We start from the raw sequence: 11,989 nt of genomic DNA, 5'->3' as shown, positions 1-11,989 counted from the left end.
GCGCGATGCAGTAGCTCATCACGGCCAGGAGGGCGCCCGCCGGTCGAAGAAGGCGGAGACCCCTTCCCGGGCTTCCTCCGTTTCCCAGATGTCGGCAAGCTGCTCGATCGTCGCTGCGATGACGGCATCAGTGATGGGCATGCCAAGCGATCGCGCCAGGCGTTTGGCCCTTCCGACCGCTTGCGGCGCGGCGGCAAGATAGGGTGCGATTTCCGCATCGACAGCGGCATCAAGGTGCCCGCCATCGACCACGACCGTCGCAAGACCGGCGGCAAGCGCCTCCTCCGCGCCGAAAAGCCGTGCCGACATGAACAGCGGTCGCGCCCTTCCCTCGCCGATCCTGGCAACGACATAGGGACTGATCGTAGCCGGGATCAGCCCGAGCCTTGCCTCCGTCAGGCCGAACTTTGCGCCCGCCGCCACAACGACGGCGTCGCAAACGCTCATCAGCCCGATCCCGCCGCCAAAGGCATTGCCATGCACGCGGGCGATCAGCGGCTTCGGCATTTCGTTCAGCGCCTTGAACATCATCGCCAGCCGCGTCGCCTCGGCAATCCGCTCCTGCCGGTCGGCGTCGAACTGCTGGCGCATCCAGTCGAGATCGCCGCCTGCACAAAAGCTCTTCCCCTCGCCGGCGAGGATGACGACACGGACCGCCTTGTCATCGCCAAGCCGGACCGCAGCATCCGTGAGTTCGCCGATCATCGCGGCGGAAAGCGCGTTGTGCTTTTCCGGACGGGCGAGCGTCAGCCGGGCGATGCCCCGTTCGTCGACAGTGCACCGGATCGTTTGCTCAGTCATGCTGCACTCCTCAAGGATCGGGCGAAGGTCGCCGCGCGATCGAGCTTTGCAGTGTCGAGGCAGGTCGAATATCCTTTCGTCTGCAGGAAGGCATTCACCGCAAGCGTATCGACGTTACCGGCGGCGCCCGGGGCATAGGGGCAACCGCCGAGCCCTCCGGTCGAGGCGTCGAACACCCGCAGGCCGCGATCAAGGCCGACCGCGATATTTTCCAGCGCCCGGCTGGACGTGTCGTGGAAATGCCCCGCAAGCTTCGCCGCGTCGACGTCGCCAAGCACCGTCGCCAGCATGATATCGACGGCTTCGGGCGTGCCGCGCCCGATCGTGTCGCCGAGACTGATCTCGTAGCAGCCGAGCTCGGAAAGAAGGCGTGCGACGCGGGCAGTGGCCTCCGGCGCGATCGGTCCCTCGTAAGGGCACTCGACGACACAGCTGACATAGCCGCGCATCGGAATTCCATGGTGCCGGCTTGCCTCCGCGACCGGGCGGAAGCGCTCGATGCTCTCGGCAATCGAGCAGTTGATGTTCTTCTCGGAGAAAGTTTCGGAGGCGGAGGCAAAGACCGCCACCTCGTCAGCGCGGGCGGCGAGTGCGGCATCGAAGCCCCTGATGTTCGGCGTCAACGCCGCGTAGCGAACGCCGGGGCGCCGCGCAATGCCGGCCATGACCGCCGGGGCATCTGCCATCTGCGGCACCCATCTCGGGCTGACGAAGCTCGTCACCTCGATACGCTCGAAGCCGCAATCGGAGAGCAGGTCGACGAGCCGGATCTTGTCATCGGTATCGACAAGCCGCGGCTCGTTCTGGAGGCCGTCGCGCGGCGCCATCTCGACGATCGTGACATGCTGGCTTGCCGAGGATGTCATTGTGCGGCCTCCTCACTGAGCGTTACAAGGACGGTGCCTTCGCTGACCTGCGTGCCCTCGGCCACGTGCACGCTCGCGACCGTTCCCTGCCGCGAAGCCGAAAGCGTAAGTTCCATCTTCATCGCCTCCATCACCACCAGCGGCTGGCCCTTGGCGACGGTCTCCCCGGCGGCGACACGGACCATCTTGACGAGCCCAGGCATCGGCGCGACGAGTTCATCGTCGGCAATCTCCCCGCCATGTCCGCCGGACAACGCATCCGGCAGGTGAAACACAAGGTTCCGGCCATCGAGAAACAATGTCAGCATCTCGCCCTGCTGGAGGAAGCGAAGCGTTCGCCTCTGCCCGGCCACTTCCAGCCGCGCACCGTTTTCGAAGCGTTCGAGCACGAGCACCGGCAAGGTGCTCGTCCCGGCACGAACGGCGAACTGATCGCGTCCGCGCGACGCGAGCGTGACGGCCGCGCGCCCGTTCGCGTGGTCGATGGAAACCGTCCGGTGGGCGTCGCCCCAGATCTGCCAGTAGCCGAGCGAGGCCCACGGATCGCTGGAGGTCATTGGTCGGAGGACGCCGGTGGAGACGATTGCGGCCAGCGCCAATGCTTCGTCGCCCGGGTCGCTCGGCGCCACCAACCGCTCGACCGTCCGGTCGATCAGTCCCGTGTCCGGCCTGCCGGCGCGAAAATCCTGTTCGTCCGTCAGCCTGATGAGAAAATCGAGATTGGTAACAGTTCCGCCGATCTGGACCTCCTTCAAGGCCGCCTTCAGCCGGGCGAGCGCTGCCGACCGTGTCCCCGCATGCACGATCAGCTTGGCAATCAGCGGATCGTAAAAGGGCGTTATCGAGTCCCCCTGCTGCACGCCGGAGTCGATGCGCGTGTTGCTGTCCGGAAAGCTCAAGTGCGCCAGCCGGCCGGTCGCCGGCAGGAAGCCGCGGGTGGGATCCTCGGCATAGATTCGTGCCTCAAAGGACCAACCGTCTATGCTGATCTCGCCCTGCTTTTTCGGCAGCGGCTCGCCGGCTGCGACGCGCAACTGCCATTCGACCAGATCGAGCCCGGTGACCGCCTCGGTGACCGGATGTTCGACCTGCAGCCGCGTATTCATTTCCATGAAATAGAAATGGTCCGGCCAGAGGCCGTTGGTCACGTCGGCTATGAATTCGACTGTGCCGGCGCCGACATAGCCGATCGCATGCGCGGCCCTGACCGCGGCGTCACCCATGGCGCGGCGCACTTCGGCGGTCATGCCCGGGGCCGGCGCCTCCTCGATCACCTTCTGGTGCCGCCGCTGCAACGAGCAGTCGCGTTCGAAAAGATGAACGATGTTGCCGTGCCGATCCCCGAAAATCTGAACCTCGATGTGGCGGGGGCGGTTCAGATATTTCTCGATCAGGACCCCGCCGTCGCCGAAGGAGGCCTGCGCTTCCCGCTGCGCGGATTCCAGCGCCGAAGCGAAATCCTCTCGCCGCTCCACGCGCCGCATGCCCTTGCCGCCGCCGCCGGCGCGCGCCTTGATCAGCACCGGATAGCCGATTTCCGCAGCCTGGGCTGCCAGGAACTCGGGGTCCTGATGGTCGCCGTGATAACCCGGCACGACGGGCACGCCGGACTGCTCCATCAGCGCCTTGGCCGCATCTTTGAGCCCCATGGCCCGGATCGCTTCCGGTGGCGGCCCCACGAAAGCTATTCCGGCGGCTTCGACCGCCTCGGCAAAATCGGCGTTCTCGGAGAGGAAGCCATAGCCGGGATGGATGGCGTCAGCGCCGACGGCCCTTGCGGCCTCGATGACGCGGTCGATCGCAAGATAGCTTTCGGCGGCATTCGCGGGGCCGATCCGCACCGCCTCGTCGGCGAGCATCACATGAAGCGCGTCGCCATCCGCATCGGAATAGACGGCAACGGTGCGGATGCCGAGCCGCCGGGCGGTGCGAATGATGCGGCAGGCGATCTCGCCGCGATTGGCAATCAGGAGTTTGGAAAACATGCCCCTCGGTTCCGCTTCTATTCTGCCGCTACCACGTCGACTTCCAGGAGCCAGCCGGAATCGAAGAGCCCGGCTATCACAAGCGTCATCGCCGGTGCCAATGCACCGAGGTAGTCGCTGCGGACCTCGCGGTTTGCGAGGACATGGCTCCTGTCGGCGAGGTAGGTCGTCACCTTGACGATATTGTCCTTGGTCATGCCGGCGGCCTTGAGCTGAGCTTCAATGTTCAGCCAGACCTGGCGTGCCTGCGCCTCGAAGCCTTCCGGCAGGACGCCATCGGAGGTCATCGGAATCTGGCCGCTGACGAAGAGCAGGCGTTGGAAATTTTCGACACTGACGGCCTGCGAGTAGCCGCCACGCGGCTGCGGTGCATTGATCGCGTTGATATTGTCGCGTTTCATGGCCCACCTCCCCTACATCCTGAACAATCCGAAACGTGTGTCCTCGATCGGGGCGTTGAGTGCCGCCGACAGCGACAATGCGAGCACGTCCCGGCTTTTGCGCGGATCGACGACGCCGTCATCCCAAAGACGCGCCGAGGCATAGAGCGGATGGCTTTGCCGCTCGAAAAGATCGAGCACCGGTTGGCGGAAACGCGCCTCCTCCTCCTCGTTCCACGGCGTGCCCGCGCGCCGCAAGGCTTCGCCGCGCACCGTCGAGAGCACGCCCGCCGCCTGTTCGCCGCCCATCACCGAAATGCGGCTGTTCGGCCAGGTCCAGAGGAAGCGCGGTGAAAAGGCTCGCCCGCACATCCCGTAGTTGCCTGCCCCGAACGATCCGCCGACCAGCATGGTGACCTTTGGCACCTTCACTGTGGCCACCGCCGTCACGAGTTTGGCGCCATGCTTGGCGATGCCTTCGGTCTCGTATTTGCGGCCGACCATGAAGCCGGTGATGTTCTGCAGGAAAACGAGCGGGATCCTGCGCTGCGCGCAGAGTTCGACGAAATGGCTTCCCTTCAGCGCCGACTCTGAAAACAGCACGCCGTTGTTGGCGATGATGCCGACCGGTATGCCATGAATGTGGGCGAAGCCGCAGACGAGCGAGGTTCCGAAACGCGCCTTGAATTCGTCGAAACGGGAGCCGTCGACAATCCGGGCGATCACCTCGCGGATCTCATAGGGCGTTCTGAGGTCGGCCGGCACGATCCCGGCGATTTCCTCCGGATCGTAGAGGGGCGGCTCCGGCGTGCGAAGCTCGACCGACATTGGTTTTTCACGGTTCAAGCCCGATACGGTGCGCCGCGCCAAGGCCAGTGCATGCGCATCGTCGCGCGCCAGATGATCGGCAACGCCCGACAGTCGCGTGTGGACGTCGGCGCCGCCGAGGTCCTCTGCCGAGACCACTTCGCCGGTCGCCGCCCGCACCAGCGGAGGGCCGGCCAGGAAGATCGTGCCCTGCCCCTCGACGATGATCGCCTCGTCGGACATGGCCGGCACGTAGGCGCCGCCCGCCGTGCACGAACCCATGACGACGGCGATCTGCGGGATGCCGGCAGCCGACATGTTCGCCTGGTTGTAGAAGATCCGGCCGAAATGCTCGCGATCGGGAAAAACCTCGTCCTGGTTCGGCAGGTTGGCACCGCCGGAATCGACCAGGTAGACGCAGGGAAGCCGGTTTTCGGCGGCAATTTCCTGCGCCCTCAGATGCTTCTTGACGGTCATCGGGTAATAGGTGCCGCCTTTGACGGTCGGATCGTTGCAGACGATCATGCATTCGCGCCCGGCGATCCGGCCGATGCCGGTAATGAGCCCGGCACCCGGCGCGTCGCCGTTGTACATACCGTGCGCGGCCGTGGCGCCGACCTCCAGAAAGGGCGTGCCAGGATCGATCAGGGAAGCGACCCTGTCGCGCGGCAGCAGCTTGCCGCGACTGACATGGCGCTCCCGCGCCTTCTCGCCGCCGCCGCTGACGGCGAGCCGCACCGCCTCCTCGACCGTCGCGATGGCATCCGTCATCGCTGCGTAGTTGCTCTGGTAGAGGTCGGAGGATGCCGAGATATGCGATCTCAAGATTGTCATGAAGCCCTCAGGCACGGGATTTGACCAAGATGCGCGACGAACGGCAGTCGCCGTTCGTCTATTTCGTTTCCGCGAACAGCTCGCGCCCGATCAGCATCCGGCGGATCTCGCTCGTGCCGGCGCCGATCTCGTAGAGCTTGGCGTCACGCAGCAGGCGGCCGGCCGGGTAGTCGTTGGTGTAGCCGTTGCCCCCAAGCGCCTGGATCGCCTCGAGCGCCAGTGCGGTCGCCTTTTCCGCCGCATAGAGGATGCAGCCGGCGGCATCCTTGCGCGCGGTTTCGCCGCGGTCGCACGCTGCCGCCACCGCATAGACATAGGCGCGCGCCGCATTCATCGTCACGTACATGTCGGCAAGCTTTCCCTGCATCAACTGGAACTCGCCGATCGGCTGGCCGAACTGCTTGCGTTCATGGAGATAGGGGACGACGACATCGAGGCAAGCCGCCATGATGCCGAGCGGCCCGGCCGACAGCACCACGCGCTCATAGTCGAGGCCGGACATCAGGACGTTGACACCGCGGCCTTCCGCGCCGAGCACGTTTTCCTCCGGCACCTGGCAGTCCCTGAATATGAGTTCGCAGGTGTTGGAGCCGCGCATGCCGAGCTTGTCGAGCTTCTGGCCGGTCGAGAAGCCGGCGAAACCCCTTTCGACGAGGAAGGCGGTGATGCCGCGCGGGCCGGCGGCCGGATCGGTCTTGGCATAGACCACCAGTACATCGGCGTCCGGGCCATTGGTGATCCACATCTTGTTGCCGTTCAGCACGTAGCGGTCGCCACGCTTGTCGGCCTTGAGCGTCATCGAGACCACGTCGGAGCCGGCACCCGGTTCGGACATGGCGAGCGCACCGACATGTTCGCCGGAAATGAGCTTCGGCAGATATTTGGCCTTTTGCGCGGGGCTGCCGTTGCGATTGATCTGGTTGACGCAGAGATTGGAGTGGGCGCCGTAGCTTAGGCCGACGGAGGCCGATGCGCGGCTGATTTCCTCCATCGCGACGCAATGGGCGAGGTATCCCATGCCGGCACCACCATAGGCCTCGTCGGCGGTGATGCCGAGCACGCCGAGCTCTCCCATCTCCCGCCAGAGGGGCGCGGGAAACGCATTGCTCCGGTCCGTCTCTTCCGCGAGTGGCGCGATCCGTTCGCTCGCAAACCGGCGTACGCTGTCGCGCAGCGCGTCGATGTCATCGCCGAGGGCGAAACTCAGTCCACCTTGATACATGTCTTTTCTCCTCCGCATGCCTCCGGCGGCGATCTCCTCATCGCCGGCAGAAACAGGCCTCGCGGGCATCCTCCTCGATGCACGATCGCCGACAGCGCCGCGCGTCTTTCCTGACGCGCTTTGGTTCATGAATCACCGCATCGTAACGCCGCACGGCCATTGCCGCGAACGATAACATCGCGCTCGGCTAATTTCCTTCCAAAGAGCTTGGCAGCCAAGCACGATTTGAAAAGGGGAAGGCTCACCTACGGCAGATCGATGCTTTGCACCCGGCATGGGTCGCGCCCACGCGATGCCGCTATTCGAGACGGATGATGGCATCGAATCCCGAGCAATGAGCGCGCGCTACATCCTGCCGAGGGCGCCAAGCGCCTCATCGACGATTGCGTCCAGCGACTGGTCGATGTCGACCGTCACGGTCTTCGCCTCGCCGGTCGGATCTTCCAGGGTTGCGAGCTGGGTCTTCAACAAGGACGCAGGCATGAAGTGGCCGGTGCGGTGCTGCATCCGTTCCGCCAGCACCGCCTCGCTTCCATGGAGATGGACGAAGGCCAACCCCTCCGGTGCGCATTCACGCAGCTTCTGACGATAACTCACTTTGAGCGCCGAGCAGGCAACGACGGCCGGCCCCGCATTTTCCGCGAGCTTACGGCCGATCGCCGCAAGCCATGGCCAGCGGTCATCGTCGGTCAGCGGAATGCCCTCGGACATTTTCTTGATGTTCTCGGGCGGATGCAGAGCGTCCCCTTCGATGAAGGGATAGCCATAGGCCTTCGCAATCCGTTCGCCCACAGATGATTTTCCGCTTCCCGACACACCCATCACGATGATCGAGCCTGGAAATCGGTGCTCCGACACCGTGTCTTTCTGTCTCTTCTCGATCATTGTCCTGGACCTGTCTTCCCTGTCTGCTGGCGAGCAATTGCGCTTCCGCTCATAGCTTCCGCGCCGCCGGTGGGCAAGCGGCACGGCCGATCGGCGGGAGGACTGCCGCGATGCCAGAGAGGACCGCGCCAAGGAAACACTTGAATTCCTCCAAAGTTCCACGTATTTTTCTGAAATGGACGAGACGGACAGAAAAATCATTGGAATTCTTGCGGACGACGCTCGCACGTCGCTGACCGATATAGGTGCGGCGATCGACCTCTCGCCGTCCGCGGTCAACGAACGCATCCGCCGTCTGGTCGCAAGTGGCACGATCCGCCGCTTTACGCTCGACGTGGATCATCGCGCCCTTGGCCTCGAAGTTCTGGCCTTCGTCTGGATCGCCCTTTCGGCCGATGCCGATGAAGCCGAATTCCGTGCCTTCATGGCGGCGCACCCGGTCGTCGCCGAATGCCATCACGTGACCGGCTCGTGGTCCTATTGCGTCAAGATCCGCATGCCGACGCTCGGCGACATTGAGCCGTTTCTCTCGGAGCTGAAGGCACGGCGATATCTCGCCCGCAGCGAAACCGTCATCGCGCTTTCGACCGTTGCCGATAACCTCTTCACAGGACCGGAGGTCCGCTAGAGATGTCCGTATTGCTCTTCGGCAAAGGCCTCCTGCTCGGCCTAGCCATTGCCGCGCCGGTCGGGCCGATCGGCGCGCTTTGCATCAGCCGCACGCTGACGCGCGGCTTTTGGGCCGGCGTCGCCGGCGGCCTCGGAACCGCGCTCGCAGACGCCACCTACGCGATGCTTGCTGCGGTCGGGTTTGCGGCATTCGCTGCCGCGCTTTCCGTGATCGCAACGCCACTCGGCATTGTGGGAGGCCTGTTCATGATCTGGCTCGGCTGGCGCGGATTGGCGCCGAAACCCGTTGCCGCGGCCGCCGAGATCGACGCGCGCGATCTCTTTCACACGACGACCGCGACCTTCTTCCTGACGATCGCCAACCCGACGACCATCCTCTCCTTCGCCGCCATCTTTGCGGGGCTCGGGCTTTCGACGGTCGGCGAAGGAGCAAAAGGCGCAATTGTTGTCTCGGGCGTCTTTCTCGGTTCGCTCGCCTGGTGGTTTTTCCTGAGCGGCGGCGTCGCGCTTGCCAAGACGCGGCTCCCGGACGGTTTCGCCACCTGGGCGTCGCGCCTTTCCGGGCTTCTGCTTATCGGATTCGGCGCAACCGCGATCGCTTCGACGGCAATCCGGTTTGTCTGACGCCTTCGCAGTCAGCCGGCGCAGCGCATATGCCTTGTGCGCGACATAATCACGACGCAACACAATCACAAAATGTGTTTCAGCTCCCGGTTTCTGGCGCGCGCTGATTGCATCACGTCATTTATTCGAGCAAACTTATATGGACGAGGTCGAACCGTTCCGAGGAGAATCACTGCGATGAATAAAAAGGATCCCAACCCGATAGATACCTTTGTCGGTTCTCGTGTCCGAATGCGCAGACTGATGGTCGGGCTGAGCCAGGAGAAGCTGGCCGACGGCTTGGGCATCACGTTCCAGCAGGTACAGAAATACGAAAAGGGCACAAACCGCATCGGCGCGAGCCGCCTGCAGGCGATCGCCGATATCCTGGGTGTCCACCCGAGCTTCTTCTTCCAACGCGAAGACGACAAGCCGTCGGGACGGGACAGCGCCGGGGACATGCATGAATCGAACGAGATTTCTTCCTTCGTGGCCTCGAAGGAAGGGATCGCGCTCAACAGGGCTTTCCTGAAGATCGCCGATCCGGTGTTGCGCAAGAAGATCATCTCGCTCGTTGCCGCCATGGCCCAGGCACCGGATATGGAGTCGACGAGCGCGATCTCCGGGGCGCGTCGCACCGAGCCTCTGCACGGCTAGAGACCACGGCGCTGCGCGTCTTATCAGACGCGCAAAGAGCGCTGTAGCGCTTTGAATTGCTGCATGTTTTCTTAAATCGGTCGCGATTTAAGAAAACATGCAGTACAGATAACCTTACCGTCAGCGAGGGGGCCGCATGACCTATAGGTTGCAGACGCTGGGACGATTGCGCCTACTAAATGAAGCGGGGCGCGAAGTCGCCTTTCCCGAGAAGGGTCTGCTCATCCTGTGTCTCGCGATTGCCAACGGCTGTCGCGAACAATCCCGGGCGGAAATCGCCAGGCTGCTCTGGGACGGGGTCGAGTCGAGCCAGGCCTATGTCAACCTGCGCAAGACAATTTCCCGCATCACCGCGCAACAGATGGAGCTCGGTCGAACCTTCCTGACCTTTTCGCAGTCGTCGATCCTGCTCAATCCCGGAAGCTTGACGAGCGATCTCGATGCCGTGACCGACGACGGCGACGACGCCGTCGCTCGCTTCTGCCGCATTGCCACTGTGCTGCGCGACGACTTCCTGAAGGACGCGAAATCGCACGGGAGGGCGCTTGATGCCTGGATCAACCGCCAGCGCGAGACGCATATGTCCCTGCTCAGGGAGAGCCTGCTTGCCGCGGCGCCCGCCGCCGCGGGCAAGCATCGCGAACTGCTGAAGTCGGCGGCAATGCGATTGCTCGAACGCAGCCCGTCGGACGAGGAAGTCCGCAAAGTCTTGAAGGCTGCGTTGGAGTCGGATGGACGGCACCATGATGCGCAGGTCATCTTCGACAGCGTCAGCCGGTCGGTGCCGATCATCGGCAACCAACCGTCCGCGCCCGTCGAGATCCTCCCCCGGGACGACTCTCACCAGAGAAAGCCGCCGCGGCTCGTGCTGCTGCCGCCCAACTCCGAGCGTGGAGACAGCACCGCGGCGATCTTTGCAAGTTCGCTCATCGAGGACGTGACGATCGGCCTATGCGCCCTTCGCTCCGTCAGTGTCATCGCGCCCTATACCGCGGCGCAGATCGGCCTTCAGGCCGACAAGGCCAACACCTACGAACGGCATGCCATCAGCTATATCCTCGACACACGATTGACCGACGAGGGTGACCGCCAGAGCCTCTTTGCCCAGCTGATCTTCTTCGCCAACGACGAGGTCATCTGGGCCGACCGGTTCAATCTCATCGGCGATGGGCTGATGCAGTCGCGCAGGGGCATTGCGCATCGGATCGCTGCGGCTATTGCCAGTCAGATTGAACAGAACGAGGCCGTTCGTGGCTCCTATGAGGGTCACGCGGATTCCTATCGAAGCTATCTTCTCGGCCAGCGACACCTGAAGGACCTCAACCTTCCCGAGATCCGCCGCGCCCGCAAGAGCTTCAGGCAGGCACTGGGCCAACAGGCGGGTTTCGCACCCGCGATGGGCGGACTGGCCCGGACCTATTTCTTCGAATGGCTGCTGACAGCACGCAATGATCGTGAGCTGCTGAGGCTGGCCGAGCGACATGCCCGGGAGGCCGTGGTCGCCGACGAAACACTCGCCTCCGGCTATCTGGAACTCGGCGTGGTCAAGCTCTACATGCGCCAATTCGACGAGAGCGTTGAGTTCCTCGACAGGGCGGAAGCGTTGAGCCCGCACTACGCCAATGTCCTCGCCAGCTACGGCGACACCCTCGTGCAGGCGTCACGCCCAGCGGAGGGACTTCAAAAGATCAAGACGGCGATCGATCTCAATCCGATCTCACCCGACACCTATTTTTGGGCGGCGGCTGGTGCCAGCTATTCCCTTGGCCAATACGAAGAGGCCCTCGGTTACATTGATCGGATGCGGGACAGAGCGCCCGCCGACCGACTATCGGCGGCAAGCTGGGGCATGCTCGGCGACCGCAGAAAGGCGCGCCAGTTCGTGCGCAAGACATTCGATGTCCACCCGGATTTCGATCTCGACAGATGGATGGCGATCGTGCCCTTCCGCGAGGAGTGGCAGAGGGAGCATTACCGCGAGGGCTTGAAGAAGGCAGGCTTTTGAGGCGCAATTCCGCGCGAGAGCAAGAGGGGATGAAATGAATGGCTGAAGTTGTTGTTTTCGGCATTGCGGGAGAGGATCATTTGTGGCTTGCGGACCTCAAGGCGGGGACCGTCACCAGGATCGATCCGCCAAAGCAGGGCGCGCTGGCCGACGCCGACACATTGCGCAAGTCCGGGTCCACGGTTGTCAAAACAGTCAATCTGGCAGCTGCGGCAAGTTCCGCCGACGCCGTCTTCGGTGGCTACATGGACGGCTAGCCGCCGGCCATGTGCGACGGGCGGTAGACCAAGGGGGTTCCGCCCGCACGTCTCTTC

12 protein-coding genes are annotated in these 11,989 nt (G+C 63.7%); 5 read left to right on the top strand and 7 right to left on the bottom strand.

What is annotated here, in order from left to right:
• Positions 1-18 precede the first annotated feature (18 nt).
• The 7 genes from QA637_RS20505 to QA637_RS20475 all read right to left on the bottom strand — a co-directional run bounded on the left by QA637_RS20505 (position 19) and on the right by QA637_RS20475 (position 7,780).
• Positions 19-801 carry a crotonase/enoyl-CoA hydratase family protein gene (locus QA637_RS20505; RefSeq protein ID WP_283066563.1) on the bottom strand — a complete coding sequence of 261 codons (783 nt, stop codon included), beginning with the start codon at positions 799-801 and terminating at the stop codon, positions 19-21.
• Positions 798-1,667: a hydroxymethylglutaryl-CoA lyase gene (locus QA637_RS20500; RefSeq protein ID WP_283066561.1), complete on the bottom strand. Its 870-nt coding sequence runs from the start codon at positions 1,665-1,667 to the stop codon at positions 798-800. Before QA637_RS20500 ends, QA637_RS20505 begins: the two co-directional genes overlap by 4 nt.
• Positions 1,664-3,652 carry an acetyl/propionyl/methylcrotonyl-CoA carboxylase subunit alpha gene (locus tag QA637_RS20495; protein WP_283066559.1) on the bottom strand — a complete coding sequence of 663 codons (1,989 nt, stop codon included), beginning with the start codon at positions 3,650-3,652 and terminating at the stop codon, positions 1,664-1,666. Before QA637_RS20495 ends, QA637_RS20500 begins: the two co-directional genes overlap by 4 nt.
• A gap of 17 nt (positions 3,653-3,669) precedes the next feature.
• Positions 3,670-4,053, bottom strand: coding sequence for a RidA family protein (locus QA637_RS20490; RefSeq protein ID WP_283066557.1), 384 nt, complete (start codon positions 4,051-4,053; stop codon positions 3,670-3,672).
• A 12-nt stretch (positions 4,054-4,065) separates the two neighbouring features.
• The gene (locus tag QA637_RS20485) at positions 4,066-5,673 is read right to left on the bottom strand and encodes a carboxyl transferase domain-containing protein (protein ID WP_283066556.1); all 1,608 of its coding nucleotides are present in this window, start codon (positions 5,671-5,673) and stop codon (positions 4,066-4,068) included.
• Positions 5,674-5,731: 58 nt separating this feature from the next.
• Entirely contained in the window at positions 5,732-6,895 is a 1,164-nt protein-coding gene (locus QA637_RS20480) for an isovaleryl-CoA dehydrogenase (protein WP_283066555.1), read from the bottom strand.
• 345 nt (positions 6,896-7,240) lie between these two features.
• Positions 7,241-7,780, bottom strand: coding sequence for a gluconokinase (locus QA637_RS20475; RefSeq protein ID WP_153439914.1), 540 nt, complete (start codon positions 7,778-7,780; stop codon positions 7,241-7,243).
• A 175-nt stretch (positions 7,781-7,955) separates the two neighbouring features.
• Between QA637_RS20475 and QA637_RS20470 the strand changes: the two genes are divergently transcribed.
• The 5 genes from QA637_RS20470 (at position 7,956) to QA637_RS20450 (ending at position 11,932) form a co-directional block, all read left to right on the top strand.
• On the top strand, positions 7,956-8,408 hold the full coding sequence (locus tag QA637_RS20470) for an Lrp/AsnC family transcriptional regulator (RefSeq protein WP_283066554.1): 453 nt from the start codon (positions 7,956-7,958) through the stop codon (positions 8,406-8,408).
• A gap of 2 nt (positions 8,409-8,410) precedes the next feature.
• Positions 8,411-9,034, top strand: coding sequence for a LysE family translocator (locus QA637_RS20465; RefSeq protein WP_283066553.1), 624 nt, complete (start codon positions 8,411-8,413; stop codon positions 9,032-9,034).
• 177 nt (positions 9,035-9,211) lie between these two features.
• Positions 9,212-9,670, top strand: coding sequence for a helix-turn-helix domain-containing protein (locus tag QA637_RS20460; RefSeq protein WP_153439916.1), 459 nt, complete (start codon positions 9,212-9,214; stop codon positions 9,668-9,670).
• Between the two features lie 136 nt (positions 9,671-9,806).
• Positions 9,807-11,675 carry an AfsR/SARP family transcriptional regulator gene (locus tag QA637_RS20455; RefSeq protein WP_283066552.1) on the top strand — a complete coding sequence of 623 codons (1,869 nt, stop codon included), beginning with the start codon at positions 9,807-9,809 and terminating at the stop codon, positions 11,673-11,675.
• Between the two features lie 38 nt (positions 11,676-11,713).
• Positions 11,714-11,932: a hypothetical protein gene (locus tag QA637_RS20450; protein WP_283066551.1), complete on the top strand. Its 219-nt coding sequence runs from the start codon at positions 11,714-11,716 to the stop codon at positions 11,930-11,932.
• Positions 11,933-11,989 lie beyond the last annotated feature (57 nt).

Origin of the sequence: Sinorhizobium terangae, assembly GCF_029714365.1 — a bacterium.
In the GTDB taxonomy this organism is placed as follows: domain Bacteria; phylum Pseudomonadota; class Alphaproteobacteria; order Rhizobiales; family Rhizobiaceae; genus Sinorhizobium; species Sinorhizobium terangae.
The sequence above is the reverse complement of the archived record's forward strand: the minus strand, read 5'-3'. Positions and strand labels throughout refer to the sequence as shown.